The sequence below is a fragment of the Mesorhizobium sp. WSM4806 genome, assembly GCF_055811635.1.
In genome coordinates this window covers 1-18353 of record NZ_JBVVQZ010000039.1, presented here as the reverse complement: position 1 = coordinate 18353, position 18353 = coordinate 1, and the positions used below count along the sequence as shown (strand labels likewise).

At 60.1% G+C, this 18353-nt stretch carries 15 protein-coding genes and 9 pseudogenes; 14 read left to right on the top strand and 10 right to left on the bottom strand.

Features of this window, described 5'->3' with window-relative positions; translation table 11 throughout:
- Positions 1-278 precede the first annotated feature (278 nt).
- The 3 pseudogenes from AC0L2M_RS33805 to AC0L2M_RS33795 form a co-directional block, all read right to left on the bottom strand.
- Positions 279-1388: pseudogene (locus AC0L2M_RS33805) on the bottom strand (IS110 family RNA-guided transposase).
- Between the two features lie 324 nt (positions 1389-1712).
- Positions 1713-2017, bottom strand: a pseudogene (locus AC0L2M_RS33800) (transposase); the annotation flags it as partial.
- 531 nt (positions 2018-2548) lie between these two features.
- Positions 2549-3861, bottom strand: a pseudogene (locus AC0L2M_RS33795) (fumarate hydratase); the annotation flags it as partial.
- Between the two features lie 295 nt (positions 3862-4156).
- Between AC0L2M_RS33795 and AC0L2M_RS33790 the strand changes: the two are divergent.
- The 11 genes and pseudogenes from AC0L2M_RS33790 to AC0L2M_RS33740 form a co-directional block, all read left to right on the top strand.
- Positions 4157-4951 carry a hypothetical protein gene (locus AC0L2M_RS33790; RefSeq protein ID WP_473537148.1) on the top strand — a complete coding sequence of 265 codons (795 nt, stop codon included), beginning with the start codon at positions 4157-4159 and terminating at the stop codon, positions 4949-4951.
- Positions 4952-4955: 4 nt separating this feature from the next.
- Entirely contained in the window at positions 4956-5435 is a 480-nt protein-coding gene (locus AC0L2M_RS33785; RefSeq protein WP_473537146.1) for a tyrosine-type recombinase/integrase, read from the top strand.
- 151 nt (positions 5436-5586) lie between these two features.
- Positions 5587-5904 (top strand): annotated as a pseudogene (locus AC0L2M_RS33780) (tyrosine-type recombinase/integrase); the annotation flags it as partial.
- A 1-nt stretch (position 5905) separates the two neighbouring features.
- On the top strand, positions 5906-6244 hold the full coding sequence (locus AC0L2M_RS33775) for a site-specific integrase (RefSeq protein ID WP_473537150.1): 339 nt from the start codon (positions 5906-5908) through the stop codon (positions 6242-6244).
- A complete protein-coding gene (locus AC0L2M_RS33770; RefSeq protein WP_473537149.1) occupies positions 6241-6405 on the top strand; it encodes a hypothetical protein in 165 nt (54 codons plus the stop codon). The genes AC0L2M_RS33775 and AC0L2M_RS33770 overlap by 4 nt, the downstream gene beginning before the upstream one ends.
- On the top strand, positions 6402-6575 hold the full coding sequence (locus tag AC0L2M_RS33765) for a hypothetical protein (RefSeq protein ID WP_473537145.1): 174 nt from the start codon (positions 6402-6404) through the stop codon (positions 6573-6575). Before AC0L2M_RS33770 ends, AC0L2M_RS33765 begins: the two co-directional genes overlap by 4 nt.
- Positions 6569-6859, top strand: a complete 291-nt coding sequence (locus AC0L2M_RS33760) for a tyrosine-type recombinase/integrase (RefSeq protein ID WP_473537144.1) — start codon at positions 6569-6571, stop codon at positions 6857-6859. Before AC0L2M_RS33765 ends, AC0L2M_RS33760 begins: the two co-directional genes overlap by 7 nt.
- Positions 6856-7239, top strand: coding sequence for a tyrosine-type recombinase/integrase (locus tag AC0L2M_RS33755; protein ID WP_473537143.1), 384 nt, complete (start codon positions 6856-6858; stop codon positions 7237-7239). Before AC0L2M_RS33760 ends, AC0L2M_RS33755 begins: the two co-directional genes overlap by 4 nt.
- A 289-nt stretch (positions 7240-7528) precedes the next feature.
- Entirely contained in the window at positions 7529-7717 is a 189-nt protein-coding gene (locus AC0L2M_RS33750) for a hypothetical protein (RefSeq protein ID WP_031257056.1), read from the top strand.
- Positions 7704-9000: pseudogene (locus AC0L2M_RS33745) on the top strand (recombinase family protein); the annotation flags it as partial. The gene AC0L2M_RS33750 and the pseudogene AC0L2M_RS33745, both read left to right, overlap by 14 nt.
- Before the next feature lie 20 nt (positions 9001-9020).
- Positions 9021-9422 (top strand): annotated as a pseudogene (locus AC0L2M_RS33740) (DDE-type integrase/transposase/recombinase); the annotation flags it as partial.
- A gap of 61 nt (positions 9423-9483) precedes the next feature.
- Here the strand turns inward: AC0L2M_RS33740 and AC0L2M_RS33735 are convergent.
- The 6 genes and pseudogenes from AC0L2M_RS33735 to AC0L2M_RS33710 form a co-directional block, all read right to left on the bottom strand.
- Positions 9484-9921: a 3-hydroxyacyl-CoA dehydrogenase family protein gene (locus AC0L2M_RS33735; protein WP_473537142.1), complete on the bottom strand. Its 438-nt coding sequence runs from the start codon at positions 9919-9921 to the stop codon at positions 9484-9486.
- Entirely contained in the window at positions 9872-10387 is a 516-nt protein-coding gene (locus AC0L2M_RS33730) for a 3-hydroxyacyl-CoA dehydrogenase NAD-binding domain-containing protein (protein ID WP_473537140.1), read from the bottom strand. The genes AC0L2M_RS33735 and AC0L2M_RS33730 overlap by 50 nt, the downstream gene beginning before the upstream one ends.
- A gap of 795 nt (positions 10388-11182) precedes the next feature.
- Positions 11183-12067 carry a beta-keto acid cleavage family enzyme gene (locus tag AC0L2M_RS33725; RefSeq protein ID WP_473537139.1) on the bottom strand — a complete coding sequence of 295 codons (885 nt, stop codon included), beginning with the start codon at positions 12065-12067 and terminating at the stop codon, positions 11183-11185.
- Positions 12068-12588: 521 nt separating this feature from the next.
- Positions 12589-13131 carry an ATP-binding protein gene (locus AC0L2M_RS33720; protein ID WP_473537137.1) on the bottom strand — a complete coding sequence of 181 codons (543 nt, stop codon included), beginning with the start codon at positions 13129-13131 and terminating at the stop codon, positions 12589-12591.
- A pseudogene (locus tag AC0L2M_RS33715) lies at positions 13070-13234 on the bottom strand (ATP-binding protein); the annotation flags it as partial. The gene AC0L2M_RS33720 and the pseudogene AC0L2M_RS33715, both read right to left, overlap by 62 nt.
- A gap of 3 nt (positions 13235-13237) precedes the next feature.
- Positions 13238-13657, bottom strand: a pseudogene (locus AC0L2M_RS33710) (IS21 family transposase); the annotation flags it as partial.
- 766 nt (positions 13658-14423) lie between these two features.
- On the opposite strand from AC0L2M_RS33710, the gene AC0L2M_RS33705 reads away from it, so the two are divergent.
- The 3 genes and pseudogenes from AC0L2M_RS33705 to AC0L2M_RS33695 all read left to right on the top strand — a co-directional run bounded on the left by AC0L2M_RS33705 (position 14424) and on the right by AC0L2M_RS33695 (position 17846).
- Positions 14424-14630 carry a hypothetical protein gene (locus AC0L2M_RS33705; protein WP_473537136.1) on the top strand — a complete coding sequence of 69 codons (207 nt, stop codon included), beginning with the start codon at positions 14424-14426 and terminating at the stop codon, positions 14628-14630.
- 186 nt (positions 14631-14816) lie between these two features.
- Positions 14817-15935 (top strand): annotated as a pseudogene (locus tag AC0L2M_RS33700) (IS1634 family transposase).
- A gap of 741 nt (positions 15936-16676) precedes the next feature.
- On the top strand, positions 16677-17846 hold the full coding sequence (locus AC0L2M_RS33695; RefSeq protein WP_473537135.1) for a M24 family metallopeptidase: 1170 nt from the start codon (positions 16677-16679) through the stop codon (positions 17844-17846).
- Between the two features lie 98 nt (positions 17847-17944).
- Here the strand turns inward: AC0L2M_RS33695 and AC0L2M_RS33690 are convergent.
- Positions 17945-18353, bottom strand: a 409-nt coding sequence (locus AC0L2M_RS33690) for a hypothetical protein (protein WP_473537134.1), incomplete at its 5' end; no start/stop codon positions are given.

Here is an 18353-nt window from a genome sequence, read left to right as displayed (position 1 = left end):
GAAACTTGCCCGCCGACCCGATCGGCGGTCGAGGCACTTGTACGGCGGATATGAGGTGCAAGAGGCGGGACTTGAACGTCGGTCAACAATCTCTCATCCGCGGGTCAGGGCCGCATGACCTTGTTTCGTTTGGGGCTGCCTCTGTCTAGGTGGCGAGCATCGCGGCTCATAGGGGAGACGAGGGCTCCCCGGCATTGTCCCGCCTCCAGCACCGCATATCGCGCCGAGGCTGATAATGGGTTTGCGGTCTCCTCTGCTGGCTGTCTTTCAAATACCGGTCACGCCGCCTTTGGCGCGGATTGAACCGTGCAGGCGATCGACCAGATGAAGCCTACCATCTCGCGTGCGGTGGCGACGTTGACGACGTTGGCGTTCTTGCCGCGCGCGCTCAGCCGACGATATCGGGTGCAAAGCCGAACTTGCGCCTTCCACCCGATATCGCGAACGACTTTTGGCAGCGCCTCGATCCGGTCGACCTTGTGCCGGCCGATGCGCGGCCACATCCTGTAAGCCCAGGTGCCCTCGACCAGCGCGCGCCGGGCATGGGTGTTGCCGGTCTGGTGATGCCGCCGCGCCAGACGGTCTCGCCACTCGATTGCTCGCCAGGGACCAGGCCGAAATAGGCCATGAGCTGGCGTGGATTGGAGAAGCGTGTGAAGTCGCCGACCTCCGCGACCAGCACCACGGCATTGATCAGCGCGATGCCGCGCATTGCCTGCAAGGCATCAACCACCGGGCGCTGGTTCCATTCCGGAAGCAGGCTGAGTATCTGTTCCTCGACCTGCTGCAGGCGCCGTTCCGCATCTATGACGGCATCGACGTAATCCTGAAATGCGATCTGCTGAGCGGGATGTTCGAAGGCCAATGTCGAAAGCCATCGCCGGTAAGCCATTCGCCAGCCGTCCCACGCTCGTGCTTATGCCCGTGACGCAGCAGAAATTCCTGAAGATGTTGACGCGCTCGCGTCACCACCTGTCGACGCTGCGCAGGCGGATCAGGTCGCGCATGGCTTCGTGATCGGTATCGGGCACCCAGACAGGGGTCAACTCTCCGGCCCGATTGAGGCGGGCGAGCATGGTGGCGTCGCGACGGTTTGTCTTCACCCGAGCGCCAGGCTTCCTCGGAATCAGCGATGGCGCCACCACGTCGCAGCGATGGCCCAGGCTTGTGAGTTGGCGATAAACGCCATAACCGCACGGGCCGGCCTCATAGCAAAACGCCAGCGGCTTGCCGGAACGCCCCAGACGGTCGCATAGCTTTTTGATGGCATCAGGGTCGTTCGCAATCTCGCCGAGATATTCCACCAACCCACCGCGTGCGCTCTCTGCCACCGCGATCGAAATCCGCTCCTTGTGAATATCCAAACCGACAAATCTGATATGTTCCATATGGCCCTTCTCCTATGCATGAGGCTCTGCGCCGGCCAGCCGGCTTAAGCCTCGTACCGTTGCATATCGGATGACGGGCCACCCTCAGGCCCAGCAATCATAGGGACTATGTGGCTGGGCATCGGCCCAACGCCCGAACCTAGACAGGGAAAGCCAAGACGAATTACGGAAGTGCGGTAACCAACCCGCGGATAAGAGCTGGATCAACCGTCGTCTCAAGGCCCATCCCGTCCCCGTGCTGCCCATTAACAGCAACAAACCTGTGGCAAAGACATGGGGCGAACAAAACTGCCTATCACTCTTGATCACGGTCATAAGAGTGAAGGAATCTAACGCTTGGTGCCCGCGTCTAACGGCGGCGATGATTTTGTCCGGATCGGCGGTCCAGGTGAAGGGTTTGGGGTGACGTTGTGCTCGGCGAGGAAGCGGTTGATGGCGGCCTGGAGATCAACGACCGAATGGAAGACGCCGCGCTTGAAGCGGCGTTTGGCGAGTCTGGCGAAGAAGCCCTCCGCCGCGTTGAGCCAGGAGCACGAGGTCGGGGTGAAGTGGAAGGTGAAGCGCTCGTGACGGTCGAGCCAGCGGCGCACCTTGGCATGATTGTGGGGAGCATAGTTGTCGAGGACGATCTCTGAGAGAATCCGGAGGTCCCAAGCGTCCAGGCGCACAGGATCATATTTCGACTTCATGACCTTTTGCTCTCAAGCCGTTGTCGACAGGACAATGACGCCAACCAATTCTATCATGAATTGAAGTGATCGAATGTAGTGGACGGCATCCGCTTCTGGTCCGCAACGCGGCAGAGTGGAGTTGTCGAAAGTTAAGTGAGAGAAAGCGATCCATGGAGAATGGCTTTAGAAGCAGTTTGGCTATCGCCTCACCTGACGGGTGAATGACGCAACTGGAGAGTATAGCCGCCTTCGGCGGGAACACATTCGTAACAGATAAAGCATCTTCCGAATCTCCGCTGCTTTTCCTGAATGACACCTCGACAGCATCCGTGCATCGATCGCGTGAACGGCAAGTCAGATGCAGTGTTTACATCGGCGCATTCGGCTTTGAGGCCTGTCTTACCTGGCTCGCCGAGGAGCTGGGCACCGCAAAATGCCCTCGTGTCACGGCTGCGGCCCAGGATCCGGCGCTGGAGTCTGGCCGGATCCTCAGCCGGGAAAACTCAAACGCCGATGTTGCGCGCTGTCGGCCGCCATTGGCTTACGCCCCTCAAGAGGCCCCGAATTGTGAATAGAGTTTCCCTCAACATCGACAGCCATGATGACAGGCATATCCTGCACCTCGAATTCATAGACTGCTTCCATGCCTAGGTCTTGAAAGGCAATGAGCCGCGCTGACTTGATCGATTTCGATATCAGGTAGGCAGCCCCCCCCTACTGCGATGAGATACGGCGTTTTGTAACTTACAATCGACTCGGTGGCCGCCCGTCCCCTCTCCGCTTTGCCCACCATCGCGAAAAGCCCGGTTTCGGCGAGCACCTTGTCCGTAAAATCGTCCAAGCGGCTGGAGGTCGTTGGGCCAGCCGGTCCGACGACCTCATCTCTCACGGCGCGGACGGGTCCAACGTAGTAGATCACGCGTCCCTGCAGATCGAACGGAAGCGGCTTGCCGGCGTCGATCAACTCGACCATTCGCTTGTGGGCGGCGTCACGGCCCGTCAGCAACTTTCCGGACAGCAGGAGCGTTTCACCGCAGCGCCACGATGCCGTCTCTTCCTTGGTCAGCGTATCGAGATTAATCCTTCGGACGCTGGCAGAACTCAATTCGTCGGTTCCAATATCGGGCCATTCGCGCAAGTCGGGCGGCTCCAGCCTGATTGGTCCGGAGCCGTCCAAGGTAAACTTCAGGTGCCGGTTGGCGGCGCATTGCGGGATGAGTGCAACGGGTTGGACGCGGCATGGGTAGGATAGGTCGCAACCTTGACGTCGACGACTGTGGTCAGGCCACCAAGGCCCTGCGCGCCGATGGCCAGCGCGTTAATCCGTTCATAAAGCTCGATCCGCAGTGCCTCCTCCGCGCCTGAAGGCCCCTGGCGATCAGTTCCGCCATATCGATGGGCTGGTTCATGGCCTCCTTGGCCAGCAGCATCGCCTTTTCAGCGCTGCCACCGATGCCAACAGAGATCAGGCCGGGCGGACACCATCCGCTGCCGAGGGTCGAAACGGTATCGACCACCCAGTCGGAAACGGACCCGCTGGGTGTCAAGCTGGTAAAGCGTGCCTTGTTCTCTGATCCGCCGCCTTTTGCGGCAATGGTGATCTCAATCCGGTTGCCTCGCACAAGGTCGACGTGGACGACTGCCGGCGTGTTGTCACGAGTGTTGACCCGTCCGGCGAGCGGATCGGCAACGATCGATGCCCGAAGGGGATTGTCAGGGTCGAGATATGCCTGACGGACGCCTTCATTCACAAGGTCCGCGAAACTGACCGTTGATTTGATGCGGGCGTCCATGCCGACTTTTTTCTATTATGCAGGGCTCCGCATAATAGAAAAGGTCCCGACGGCCTTCTGGCACTGGTGCGCGATGCTGGCTCGGACCCGTTCTTTTGCGTCGGGCGAGATTATGTGGCGGAGCCGCCCTGACGCCCGGCAGGGCCGGCCAAACCCAGCTTGCTCCGCCACATAATATTTCATGCCTCTCTCATGGGGCGCGGGATTCTCCTGCGCCACAATGCCGGACGGCAGAATGCTCGAGTTTCTATTTTTCGTATCGTGGGGTACTCAAACGCCTGCGTAGCGTGCGCTCGGTGGCGAGATGGATCGTCTCGCGGTGCATTTTTTCACGCTTGGTTATAAGCGAGCGTCCGCCAAGATTTACCTGAGCCGGATTGCGCGTTTTAGCCAGTTTACCGCGACGCGCTGTGGTCCGATGCCGATCCATCATGATGTCGTCGAAAGCTATTTGTGCACGTTTACGACGGATACTCCGCGCATTGGGGCAGTGTCGGCTCTGGGACACGCACGGCGAGTGGCTCCGGAGCGGTTCATTGTTTCCGTTCCAAGTGTAGAGGAGGATGATCCGGTTGCACCGCTTCTGGCCTCCTTTCGGACTATCTGCGCAGGGTGCGGGGCCTGGAACCGAAGACCCGCGAAGGCGTTCTACTGGGCGGCGCCGCTTTCTGGATTGGTTCCGCATTATCATCCTGGCGAAGACCTCAAGGCGATGACGGCTGAGCAAATCCTTGCCGCTGTCGAGCATCGGCTGTCGCTGTCGTCGACCACTGGCACCCGCGCGGCAGCGACTTCTCACATCCGAACATTTCCTCGGTTCTTGTATTGGGCTGGTCACCATGCTCAGGATCTCGCCCGCGTCGCCCCAAGGACGCCCCATTGGCGTTTGGCACATTTGCCGCCGCGCCTTGCATGGGATGACGTTCGGCGCGCAATCGATGCGACCGGCACAACGATGCCGGTCGACATCCGCGATCGAGCCGTCCTGCTGCTGCTCGCCACCACGGGTATTCGCAACGGCGAGCTACGCACCATTCAGCTGCAGGATATCAACTGGCGAGTTGGCAAGGTTTGTCCGGCGCACCAAGGGCAAGCGTGATCACGTGGCGCCGCTCCTCGAGGGGACCGGCGCCGCGCTCGCCAACTACATCCTGCGCGCTCGACCGAAGGTGGATAGTTCGTATCTGTTCCTGTCCTTCACGCCGCCCGTGGGACCGTTCAATTGCGCGTCGTCCGTTTCGAGGATCGTGCGGAAGCCATTGCGGCATGGTGGGGTCGAACTCGGGCGTGTCGGAGTGCTCCTGCGCCACAGCCTTGCCACCCAACTCGTCAGACTGCGAAGGCCAATCAACGAGGTTGCCGATCTTCTCGAGCACCGGAGCATCAACACCACGGCGCTGTACATAAAGGTCGCGACCTCGCAGCCGCCGAGGTCGCACTCCCCTTTCCGGGAGGCGTCGCATGACCGCCTTCGCCCGATTCCTCGGCGAGAAGGCCGAGCGTTAAATCGAACTGCGCCACTCCCTCGGCTACGCCTTCAGCAAGCAAGCTGGCACGCTGCGGGCTTTCGTCCGCTACGTTGAGCGCGCTCATCTCGATGCCCCCGCCACCCGGACGATGGCGCTGGACTTCGTCCTGTCGTTCGGCGGCGCCGTCAACGGCCGCGCCACTCGTCACGGCGTGCTCCGCCAGTTTTACGAGTATCTCGCCGTCTATGACGTCCGAACCTAGGCCTTGGAGCGCAGAGCTTTCCCCAGATCTAGAGCGATTCCGCCTCCGCGTATTCTCAGCGACGCTGAGTTGGCGTCGCTCATTGACGCGTGCGCCCGCATTTCGCCAAGCACCCCTCTCAGAGGGCGGACGATGGCGACGCTGATCGGATTGTTGGCGAGCTCGGGGCTGCGATCGGGCGAAGTGGTCAGGCTTGATCGTTCCGACGTCGATCTGGCCAACCGGGTGCTCCTCGTTCGGAAGACGAAGTTCCGCAAGGACCGTCTCGTTCCAGTTCACACGACGACCCAAACAGCCCTTCGTCAATATGTGCATGAGCGCGATGCTGCTTTTCCCACGCTCAAGGACCAGGCCTTCTTCCTCAGCTCCCCAGGGCAACCGCCTCTCGGCGACCGGCCTGCAAAGTGGTTTTGCTGCCCGCAAGCTCGCCCATCTCGATGGCGGCAAGCCGTTAAGGCCACACGATCTCAGGCACCGTTTCGCCGTGACCCGCCTCAGCCTCTGGCACCAACAGCGCGCAGACGTTCAGGCGCTGCTCCCGTTGCTTGCCACATATCTCGGTCACGCCAGCTACAGCGATACAGCCTACTATCTCACTGGCTCGGCGGATCTTCTCGCCATTGCGGCGGAGCGCGCCTTCCTCGATGGAGGTGCAGCATGAGCGAACATTTGCTCCTGGCGCCGCTCCTGGAGTCATACTTTCGCCGGCGCTTGACCAAGCAGCGCAACGCGACTCCCGCGACCGTGGCCAGCTATCGCGACGCCTTGCGCATGCTGATCCTCTTTGCCGCCGCCCGGTGCGGAAGAAGCCGGCGGCGTTGACGCTCGAAGAGCTTGACCGAGACCTCGTTCTCGCTTTTCTCGACGAGCTCGAGGAGAAGCCGAACACTTGTGTCGCCACGCGCGACGCCCGCTTGGCCGCATCCGATCTTTCTTCCACCACGTCGCTGCCGCCGACCCGGCGTCCTTCGGTGTCGCCCAACGCGTGCTGACGATTCCCATTAAACGGATGCACATCGAGGTGACGTACCACCTCACCAAAGCCGAAGTGGACACCCTCATCGCGGCGCCCGATCCAAAGACGCCCCGTGGTCGGCGCGACCGAGCCTTTCTGCTCTTCTTGGCACGGACCGGCGCCCGGGTCTCCGAAGCCACCGGCGTCAACGCAAACGACCTTCAGTTGGAGCGGCCGCACCCACAAGTGCTGCTGCGCGGCAAAGGGCGCAGATACCGCGTCGTCCCCATTGCTAAGGACCGAGCGCTGACATCCTTGTGAGCGAGCGCGGGATCGCTCATCACGAGCCGCGACCGATATTCGTCGGCGCCCGCAACCAGCGCCTGACTAGTTTCGGAGCGACCCATATCGTGCGGCGTGCGGCCGCCGAGGCCGTGCCTACCAGGCCGGCGTTGGCCGACAAGCCCATATCACCGCACATTTTCCGGGACTCCCTCGCCATGAAGCTTCTCCAGTCCGGAGTGGACCTTTTGACAATTCAAGCCTGGCTCGAGCACGCACAGGTCGCCACCACCCACCGCTATGCCGCCGCAGATGTCGAGATGATGCGCAATGGACTCGACAAGGCGGGCGTCGTCGGCGACCACGGTGTGCGTTTCCGACCGAACGACGCCGTTCTGCAATTGCTGAACAGCATCTAAATATTATGTGGCGGGGGCAAGCCGGGTTTTGGCCGGCCCTGCCGGGCGTCAGGGCGGCTCCGCCACATGGTCTCGCCCGAAGCATAAGGCCGGATCATTCACCTCGTCGTCGCGCCCGGTCATGTCATTACCGCTCCGGCCTGGATCATCGATCCCGTGGCTTGCGCGGCGATGGACCTGGGCCCCCCGCGCGTATCGCTTGCCGCGCTGCTTGAGCTTAACAAGCTCTTGATCGAACGCCGTTTCCGGCGAGGCTCTCCGGATGGTTTCACCATCGCGGAGTCGCAACATGAGAACCCTGCCACCCCCGACACGATCTCTCGTGGTCGTTCGCCAACTCAGCTTGCCGCTCGACTCGCAGAAGCTGAACGGGCTGAGTTCAACGCAACGGACCATAGTGATCGCCCGGCTCGCCAACGTACTGAGGGCCGCCGCCGGCGTGGCAACGGAGGAGGAGAGCTGCGATGACGAGCGGTAATCTGATTCCGACTGCCGTCCTCAAGCGCAAGGCCGTCGTCTATGTGCGTCAATCCACTCAGGCGCAGGTCCAGCTCAACCTTGAGAGCCAGCGTCGGCAGTATGAGCTTGTCGACGTCGCGCGGCGTTGGGGATTCCGCAAAGTAGAGGTGATCGACGAGGATCTGGGACGAACCGCAAGCGGGGCTGTGGAGCGTCCCGGTTTCGAGCGCCTGGTCGACGATCTGTGCACCGGCCATGTGGGCGCCGTGCTTTGCCTGGAGGCGTCCCGCCTGTCGCGCAACGGGCCGGACTGGCATCGGCTGCTCGAGTTGTGCGGCGAAGTCGATGCACGCGTGATCGATCTGGACGGAGTCTACGATCCGGGATTGCCGAACGACCGCCTGCTGCTGGGTATGAAGGGCAGCATCAGCGAATTCGAGCTCGGCGTGCTGCGTGCCCGCATGTACGAGGCCGCCCGCGCCAAGGCACAGCGCGGAGAACTGCGCATCTCCGTGCCCTTCGGCTATGTCTGGCACCGCGATTACGGTCTCGGGTTCGATCCCGACATGCGCCTGCAGGAGACCATTCACCTGATATTCGCGCGCTTCCGCGAACTCGGCAGCGCGCGCCAGGTCCTGATCTCGATGATCGACGATGGCATGCATTTCCCCAGACCCTCCGACGGCAAGAAGATGGTGTCCTTCGACTGGGTTCCGATCCGTTACCGCAACGTGATCTCGATCCTGAAGAACCCATTCTACGCCGGCGCCTATGTCTATGGTAAAAGCGAGAAGCGCACTGAGATCGTCGATGGCCGCGTTCGCAAGAGCTATGGCCATTACAAGCCGGCTAGCCAGTGGGCGGTGGTGCTCAAGGACCACACGAAGAGCGAGTACGAACGGAACCAGGAGCTCGCCGCCAACGCCTATGACAAAGCCGGCGGCGTCAAGTCGGGCCGCGGCGGTCGCGCGTTGCTCCCGGGTCTCATCTCCGTGGTCGATGCGGGCGAAGGCTGGTTGTCATGTATGCCGGACGCGGCCAAGGTTATCCGGTATATCGCTGCGAGCGCGACAGGCGCGATGCATGTCCTTCAACGGCTTTCGCACCGACGCGGCGGTGACCCGCGAAGCGCTGGAGGCGGTTGCGCCGATGGCGATCGAAGCGGCGTTGGAGGCTGAACGGATGCAGCTGGAGAGCGAAGCCAAGCGGCGGCAGATGATCGAGATGGACCTGCAGCAGGCGCGCTATGAGGCGTCGCTCGCCCGGCGCCGCTATGCCGCCTGCGACGCCGAGAACCGGCTCGCCGGCATTCTGCCGATCACATACGGTGCGATCGGCCTGCAGTGCGAGATAAGTGGCCTCGATGAGGTCGTGACACGATCCAGGGCATGAAACACTGGCCTGGCGTGCCATCGACGCGCACGCGATGTGCTCGACATTCTGGTGCAGCCACGCCGGAACGCGAAGGCCGCAAGGCGTTTTCTGCGCGGATTGCTTGCCGGTTCGGCACGCCAAGGTTGACTGTCACGGACAAACTGCACAGGTACATTAAGCCGATCCACACCCCGGACGCAGAGCATCGGGCGCAAAAGCTGGCTGCCGCCCACGACCAGATCATTTGATCTTCCACCCGTCGCCACAGACTGTCCGCTGCATCCTATCGCCACGCCAGGGCTGACGCGTTCAACCTCTGGGCTGACTACTCCACTGAAATGGTTGCCTGACCCTCGACCAACTGCTCACATGCATTCAGCTTCCTACAAAATTGGCAATACCAGCTGAACCTCAGATATTTCCGACTGCACGTCGCACTGCAATTAACCGCTTCTCCCATGCGTCGTCGGTGAGCTTCTTTGCGCGCGCTGCCAAAAGTTGCGGACGAAGGATGTCGCGCAGCGCATCGGTCAGCGGCGGACCGGGCAGGCGGCTCCAGTCAGTCTGCATCGGTATCGACCACCTTTCTTCATCTATCTCGCCTGGGGCCTCCCGCTGATCTACCCAACCCAATTGGGCCTCACATGGGCCTGAAATGCCATAGCGGAGACCAGGTCCGCCCTTGGTGATGTTGTCGATCTCTTCCATCGTAGCCTCGCCGGCCGCGATCATGTGGCACCCCTCCCGCCACATCTCGGCTTGCAGGCGGTTGCCGATAAACCCGGAATGGCATGCGACATTACAACCGGTTGTTTGCCGTGCTGCGGTAGAATTCGACCGCAGCTTCAAGTCTTTCAGTCGGCATATCAGGTATGCCGACGATCTCCATTGCCGGGACCAGGTGCGGAGGGGAAAAAGGATGTGCTACGAGGAGGCGACCCGGATTGGGAATGTCTCTAGCGATGTCGGCTGGCAAAAGTCCTGATGTGGAGGAGGCGATAATCGAATCGAGCGGCGCTAGACTGGCAATTTCCCGGACCAGCGCTCGTTTGAGATCTATCTGTTCCGGGGCGTTTTCCTGAACGAGCTCTGCCTCGGCCACCGCCTCACCCAAAGTGGCGCAGAGTCGAAGGCGCGTACGTACAGTTGGCAGATGAAGCTCTTGCAATTGCGGCTCATAGCGGTCGAGGGCGGCCAATAAACGATCCTGCCAACCCGGTGCCGGGTCCCATGCGGTCACCTCATGCGTGCCAGTAATGAACAATGCCACCCAGCTCGCGCCTATGGCGCCTGTGCCAATGCATGCGATGCGCATAGATTACCTCATATCCATGGATCTGGAGAGTGACTTCTCGAGTGGGCTGCGAGAAACCTGATGAACTTGAAGCGATGACAACATTAGGCGCCAACGGCCTCAAGCGTCATCCGGCATATGGTTGTGATGTCGTAGATAGAGAGCCCTGTCATACGTCGGATTGCCGGCGTTATCGGCGGGAATCCAGTGCACGTGAACAGTAACGCAGCGGCGATATCGGTCGGCTGCGGCGGACGCATGGACGCGTTTTCCAACATCTTACCGCCTCGATGCCGGCGATGACGATCCGATCCCGGTCGGTCTGATCACTGAGGCCAAGCAAATCATCTCGAAACACTCGTGAATCAGCTATGACAACAGCGAGTTTGGCTTTTGGCGGCAGTTGGCGGAGCAGCGCCGGCACTAAGAGCAGACTGGACATTACTACCGGGACATTTACCGCTGCAGCCACCGCTGCTTGATGCCGAACAGCAGAGCCGCAGTCCGAACTGATTACGACCGCGCCTCGCTCTACCAGCCTCCGAGCTGCTGTCACAAAAGCAGGCTCGAGTTCGGGATCGCCCTGCATCACAACATCCGCCCAGGCTCCCTCGACGGTTTCCGATATCACGGGGAAGTCGAAAGTAGCTTAACTGAACAGCGAGCCGGACGGCGGCGCCGGCGGCGTCACGCCGGGTGGCAAGCCAGGTTCCAAGCCCAGAATTCCAAGGCAGCTTCCGATTTGCGACGTCATTCCGGCCTCCAAGGGGTGTTAGTCCGCTATCATCGTTCGCTGCATGGGATACCTGAGTGCGGTCATCCGCACTTTTTGACGCCGAGGATTGCCCGTGCCTCGGCAGGTGTGGCGACGCTGGCGCCCATGCGCTCGATGAGCCCAACCGCATTGTCAACGAGCTCGGCATTGGATGCCAGCACCCCACGTCGGAGATAAATGTTATCTTCCAAACCTACCCGGACGTGTCCGCCCATGGCCACCAACTGCCCAACCATAGGCATCTCATCTGCACCACAGCCAAACCCACCCCAGACTGCCCCGGAAGGCAGAATCTCACGCATCGCCTGCACGGCGCTCGGGACAGCGGGAGCACCATAACCTGTGCTGAGGCAAAATTGGAAAATGGGCGGATCGTCAATTATGTTTTCGGAGATGAGTTTCTTAGCGATTTCAATATGGCCGAGATCGAAGCATTCAAGCTCGGGCTTGACACCAGCCTCGCGCATAAGTGTCGCCATCTCTCGCAGATCGGACATACGCGCAACAAAAATCGCGTCCCCAAAAGCCATCGTTCCGCAATCCAGGGTGCTAAGCTCTGGCTGAAGTTTTACGGCATGGGAGCAGCGTCCAGCTGCGCTCTTAAGTGTGCTGGTCTTCCCTATTTTTAAAGGATCCAAAGAATCAATTTCAAGTTCGCCATCCATTCCACAGGTTAAGTTGATGATGACGTCCGTCGCCGCGTCCCTAAGCTTCTTAACAACCTGTTCATAGAGCTCAATTCGGTTTGATGGGGCCCCCGTGTCAGGCTCACGGACGTGAATGTGCACAATCGCAGCCCCAGCCTTTGCAGCTTCCAGTGCAGCCTCCGCGATTTGCAATGGCGTCTTGGGGATATTTGGATGCTTCGCAAGAACCGCGGAACTCCCTCCGGTGACGGCACACGTGACAATGACTTTCCGCGACATCAGAAACTCCCACTTCGGTATCGTCTAGTTTAGTCTGGCGCCAAGCACTCGGTGGCGGCGCCGAGTGGTCATACTAGCGAAGGATAGGGGCGGCGGCCGATCGTTGATCTGGCGGATTTTTCATGCGCATCACGTATTCGTCAAATATTGATTGTCGCCGCCGACCATCTGGAAGCCAGATGACTGTGTGGTCGCTGGTCGGAGAGTTGGGTGTCGGGGTCTTCTGCGACGAGGCGCGGTAAAGCATCTGAATGCGAAATGGTTCGAATCCATGAGATGCGCAGCACTCGCAGAAACTGCGGTCCTACCTGTGAGCTTTTAATAGGTTATCCATTCGGTCCCGACCGGCAAAGCTGAGCTGTCAAGGGTTCAGCGATTCTCGGAGAACCAAATGCACATCCAACATCCATAAGAATGCCCACCTGACGTTGCTGTCGAGAGGAGATGGTCCGCGGTGTCGCGAGACGGTGCGCATTTCGCTGATTGTGAGCAGCCATTTCACGCGATGGTGAGCGCTCATTTCATTTGATCGTGAGCAGAGATTTCACGCGATCATGAGCGGCTGCTTCGACCGACCTGTTCATTGATTCAGGTGTTTGCGGCTGCGTCAAGAGCATGGGCGCGAGCGTTGTGTTTTCGCATGCTTTCTCCGGTGAGTGAAGGCGGTGAGCGTTGTGAATGAGGCGATCCAGAATCGCGTCGCCGAGGGTGGGATCGCCGATGACGTCGTGCCAGTGTTGCACGGGATTTGGCTGGTGACGATGGTGGAGCACGGCCATGGCGTCGTCGAGGATCTCCAGCAGGTCGCGGCGCTCGGCCGCATTGAGAACCGACAGGCCCCAGTCGTCGAGAATAAGGAGTGAACGCGCCCGAGCGTCTTGAGCAGGCGGCCATAGCGTCCGTCGCCCCGCGCCAGCGCGAGCGCCTCGAAGAGACGCGGGACGCGATGATAGCGCTCTGGCGCAGCGGGGCGAATTTGAGACGCGTCGTGAGCCGTTTGGTGTCGCGCTCGGCGGCTTCGCGATCGACAAGAATCCCGATGCGCTCCTCGAACGACAGGGCATCGAGATCCGGTGATCGTCGCTGCTCCTCGAAGGCCTTGGCCATTCCGGTCAAGCCGAGTGTGATCAGCTGTTCATAGGTAGGATGGGAGCATTGGAACTCCATGGTTCAGTGGAAATAGCCCTGACCGCGGATGTTGCCGTGGCGCAGGGATTGGTGGTCGGGCATCTCGTCGAGGAAAGCGCGATCAAGGCCGTTCTTGAGGATCGAACGGATCGAGGCGACGGAGCGTGCCTTGATGAGGATGCCGCGTTGGCAGGCTGCATCGACGCGAGTGTTGCCGTAGTTCTTGGTCAGCGCCAGGATGCCGAGACAGGTGCGAAAGCCCTGCTCGGGATGCGGCCGGTCATCGATGACGGCCTGGAAGAAGGCGGCGGTGGAAGGACCAATCTTCTCGCCGGCCGCGATCAATCCTCCCGGCGTCCACTTGCCGTAGCGGCAATGCGCGCTCGGCATGTGATCGGCGATCGTGGTGTGGCCGCGCCGGTTGGGCGCACGGGCGTGGCTGGCGATGCGCTGGCCCTTGGCGACCATTCCTCGCGTGCCTTCCTGGACATCAGGCCGATCTTGTTCGCTGGCCAGCAGTGTTTTTTTGACGCGATAGCCGTTTCGGAGGAACCAGCGCGACAGGTTGGATGGATCAATGCGGGTTCCCCGCGCCGCGAGCTCAGCCGCCAGTTCCGGCATGGTGATGTCGGCAACCTCGGCGATCCGACGGACCAGATAATCTCGATGCGCCTCCAGCTTTGAACGCCGGCCGACACATCCAGACCAACAAAGTGCTTTGTCATGCCATTTCTCCACATGGCGAGATCAAACGTCAGCAGTTTAGCTGAATGCTGGATGCCCCGCGATCACGCCATGTAATTGGATAAAGAGCAAGACGCTGGGCTGCTTGGACGTACCGGAGACCAATACTCCTATGACCTTCAATCAGGATGAGCGCTCCTTTTGCCATCGGCATGAACCTCCGTTGCGTGTTGTGTGCCGGTCCGAGCGTAAAAAGGCATCAGCTTTTTATCCGTGCCTGAGCTTAGACTCTGCGGTGGAGATACCACTGTCAGCCAAAGGCGGTCGCAAAGATTCTGTAAATATAATTGAAGGATCTGTTGCAGCCTTTTCGTCACTGGCGGTGTCTCGACGAGCTTCGGAGGGTTATTATGCTCAAGGACGCTAGTTTTGTCAGGCGAATTGAAAAGCTGACCCCGCATTGCCTCACGCTGAGTGTTACCGATAGATTCGCGGTCCCGAACGGGATGCATCGTCATTTGCCATCCTGGCTTGGGGACGATGGATGGCAAGTCGGATCAGCATGGCAACACGGGCGGATTTGGTTGAAGCGATTGTCAAGCGTTATCAATCGAGCTGCCGGATCGACAAGCAGCGGATCTTGGATGAGTTTATCGCGGTCACCGGCTATCACTGCAAGCACGCGATCCGTGTGTTCGGTCGTCGCGAGACGAAGCCGCCTTCCGATGGGCCGGTATGCCGCCCGTTATGACGCTCAGGTTCGAGAGACTACGACCCAACTTGAACAGTTTGAGGTGAACGGATGGCGAACACTGTCCGTAAGCTATTGAATTTACTTGCCTTGAATTCCCGGCGCGAAAATCTATGGTAACAACATTTGTGCTGTTACACCTGTTTTACATGGATTTTACGGCATTTGGTCGTTAACAACGCTGGCATGTTTGTCGTTGAGAGAGTTGCGCGCGGCCACCGCTATCTCTACCTCGTGGAAAGTGTCCGCGACGGCAAAACCGTTCGCCAGCGCACGATAAAGGCGCTGGGCCGCAAGGATGCGCTGGTTGCCAGCAGCGAACTTGACAGATTGGCGGCCTAGTTGCGCGCCATGGCGAACGCAGCCTCATCCTGTCCGACATTGACGCGGGGCGGATTGCCTCTCGCCGGCGGTCCGCTGTTGTTCGGGCGGCTGTGGCAGCGGCTCGGGATCGGCGAGGTGCTGGAAGGGCGCCAGTTCGGCTTTGCGATGGAACGGGCGGTGTTCATTGGCACGTTGCAGCGCCGATACCATCGCCGCGCTCGAAAAGCTGGGCATGGAATACATTCTTGGGGCCCGCGAACGCTCGAGCAGCGTGATCCACAACGTCGTGCTCAATGACACGGCACCGATGGTTCTGCTCGTTCTCGAGCGCCAGCGCGGTGAAAATCAGTTGTGGGTCAAAGAGGTCAAGGTCGGTAAAGATCGCTACATCGTCAGCCGCAATGACGCCGAGGCCGAGAAGGGACAAGGCCGACCGCCAGGCGATCATCGCCGGCCTCGAGGCACAGCTCAAGAAGGGCGACAAGGCACTGGTCGGCAACTCGGCCTACCGGCGTTACCTCAAGGCCAGCGGCAAGAACTTCAAGATCGATGTCGGCAAGCTTGCCGGGGAAGCCCGCTACGACGGTATCACCGTGGTGCGGACCAATGCGAAGGTGACCCCGGCTCCAGGCCTTGCTGCGGTATCGCGATTTGCTCGAGGTCGAGAGCCTGTTTCGCGCCGCCAAGGCAACCTTCAATACCCGGCCGATCTTCCACCAATCCGATGCCGCCATCCGCGGGCATGTGTTCTGCTCGTTCCTGGCGCTCGTGCTCAGCAAGGAACTACGCCGCCTCTGCCGCAAAGGCCTGACGCCCGAATGGCAGCGGCTCCTACGCGATCTCAACCGCCTCCAGGAAGCCACCATCGAAAAGGATGGTCGCATCGTCACAACCAGAACTCACGTCACCCGGCCAAGTGGGCAACGTCTTCAAGGCATCTGGCATCGCTCTGCCACACAACTCGACGAACAACTCGCCTGAGATCACCCCCGAAATGTAGTGGTAACACGCGCCGGCGCGCGCCTAACCTGCTGACTTAATGACATATTCTTACAGGCGGTGTTTAAGTGGGGTCTGATCGTGTTGTGGGAGGCGTCCGACCGTCTCTGCTCGAAGCGGCTGAAGCCGCTGTTCCCCGTCTTGCTGGCCGGCGCTTGAGCGGCATGGCCAGCCTGATCTGGGTGGCGAGCTTCACGACAAGCTGCTGACGATCAGCGCAGCGACGTGGATCGGCTCCTGTCGCAGGTGCGTGTTGCGGCTGCGGCGGGCAAGCCGTACTTTCGGGACTGGAACGAACCCACCGCTCTGAAAAAGAGATGGGATCATCCGGGACATTATATCGGCAAATGCAATCCTGGGCTGTAAGCTCACGAGCTTGGCACCAGATGCAGGTTGCGACGAGCTTGACGGCGGCGAGGTAGTTCGCCGGGTCCTGAGCAGAGGGGCGTCCCAACGCGCTTGTCAAGGCCGTGTACACTCCGCCGGCATAGCAACCATCTCGCTTCTAGATGACGATCATACACAAACTTAATTTGACGGAGTGCCCCGAGCGATTGATGCTTGACCTAATTGAAATGCCACGCGGCCAAAAACGAGGCAACCGAGTGGCGCCGCTACCTCCACCGGTCGAGACGGCGCTTGGTCGTTTGAGGAGACGTCACGGAGGAGCGCGAGGTCACGACGCGACTTCGGTGCGAAAATCATCTAGATGGAGTTGAATTTATGACGATTAGCAGAGGATCGCAGGCATTCCCGAGAAGTGAATACCTGCGCCGGCTTGCCGCGGCGAAGTCGGAAATGGCGCGGCGCGATATCGATGCGCTCGTCGTGTCCGACCAACATAACATTACCTATCTCACGGGGTACAATGCACTTTCGGGCTACGTCCCCCAGGCAGTGGTTGTTTCGATGAAGGAGGAGGAACCGACTTTCATTTTGCGTCGCTGCGATGCACCGGCAGCCGTCCATCATTGCTTCATGGAGCGCGACAAGATCGTCGCCTACCCTGAAGCGCTCATCGGGAATCCTGAGAAGGACGGGTACGACTCGATAATCGATTTCCTGAAAGAAATTGGCCTCGCGAACCGCAGCATAGGGATCGAGTTGTACAGCCTCCCGGCGCAAGCGGCGGAAAAGTTGAGCACGCGACTGCCCGAGGCCAGAATCGTGGATTGCACTAAGGCGGTCACCTGGATCCGTCTGATCAAGTCTGACCTCGAGATTCAGGTCATGCGAGAAGCGGCCGCAATCTCAGACGCGGCGATCCTGCGCGCTGCTCAGGTGATACGCCCTGGCGTGCGTGAAGCCGACGCGGTCGCGGAAATCGCGGGAATCTTGATACGCGGCGCGAATGGCAAGTCCGGAACGAGGATCGCGGGAATCAGTTTGTGTTCCTCACCGCGAACGGGAACTTGCCACATTAGCTGGAGTGAGGATGTATTTCGCGCTGGTTCACAGATCAATCTCGAAATTGGGGGGGTGCGCCATGGCTATTGTGCCGGGCTCATGCGCACGTACTCGATAGGTGCACCGTCGGATCGCCTGTGTCGTGTCCATGAGATCCAAGTCGCTGGCCTCGAAGCTGCTTTAGAGGCGGTTCAACCGGGGGCGACCTGCAGTGACGTCGCCAACGCGTTCTATCGCACGATTGAGAAGCAGGGCCTCAAAAAGGAGACGCGTTGCGGCTACGCTCACGGGATCGGATGGATCGAGCCGACGGCGAGCCTCAAGGATGGCGATATGACAGAACTGAAGCCCAACATGACATTCCACCTAATGCTGGGCAACTGGATCGAGGAGGATTTCGGATATGTCATTAGCGAGACATTCCGCGTGACAGACACCGGCGTGGAGGTCCTGACCACTGCGCCCCGACGGATTTTTGAGATTTAGATGGACTCCTGAACGTCGGGTGCGAAGTCGACTATGTGGGCGGGTGGCGTGCGCCCACAGACGGTGGCGAGACGTCGCGCAGGCCCTCCGCGTACGGCTTAAGAAACTGGCGCAACAGCGTCGGCGGTTCGGCTATCGACGCCCTGTTGCGGCGGGAAGGCATTGAGCTGAACCACAAAAGCTGTTCCTGCTTTACCGGGAGGAAACGGCTGACGGTGAGGAAGCGCGGCGGCCGCAAACTGACGCTGGGGACGTGTGCGCCTATGGCTCTGTGCAGACGGTGGCCGGTTCTGGTTCTGGTGGGTCGTCGACGACTTCACCCGCGAATGCCTGGCGCTGGTGGGATACATCTCTGTTGTCCAGTATGCGGTGGCGCGGGACTCGACGCTCTCGTCGAGGCGCGAGGTCGCCCGCTCATGAAAGAAATCCCGTCCAGTGACGGAGCATTGAGGAGGAACAAACAAATGCCAATAGACCGCAGACGTTTCATCCAAGGGGCATCTGGTA

Bases quoted from the DNA above. Each gene is read 5' to 3' on its own strand.
- AC0L2M_RS33790 (WP_473537148.1), top strand. From the start codon at position 4,157: ATGGATCGTCTCGCGGTGCATTTTTTCACGCTTGGTTATAAGCGAGCG.
- AC0L2M_RS33775 (WP_473537150.1), top strand. From the start codon at position 5,906: ATGCTGCTTTTCCCACGCTCAAGGACCAGGCCTTCTTCCTCAGCTCCC.
- AC0L2M_RS33770 (WP_473537149.1), top strand. From the start codon at position 6,241: ATGAGCGAACATTTGCTCCTGGCGCCGCTCCTGGAGTCATACTTTCGC.
- AC0L2M_RS33750 (WP_031257056.1), top strand. From the start codon at position 7,529: ATGAGAACCCTGCCACCCCCGACACGATCTCTCGTGGTCGTTCGCCAA.
- AC0L2M_RS33730 (WP_473537140.1), bottom strand. From the start codon at position 10,387: ATGCGCATCGCATGCATTGGCACAGGCGCCATAGGCGCGAGCTGGGTG.
- AC0L2M_RS33725 (WP_473537139.1), bottom strand. From the start codon at position 12,067: ATGTCGCGGAAAGTCATTGTCACGTGTGCCGTCACCGGAGGGAGTTCC.
- AC0L2M_RS33720 (WP_473537137.1), bottom strand. From the start codon at position 13,131: ATGCCCTGTCGTTCGAGGAGCGCATCGGGATTCTTGTCGATCGCGAAG.
- AC0L2M_RS33705 (WP_473537136.1), top strand. From the start codon at position 14,424: ATGGCAAGTCGGATCAGCATGGCAACACGGGCGGATTTGGTTGAAGCG.
- AC0L2M_RS33695 (WP_473537135.1), top strand. From the start codon at position 16,677: ATGACGATTAGCAGAGGATCGCAGGCATTCCCGAGAAGTGAATACCTG.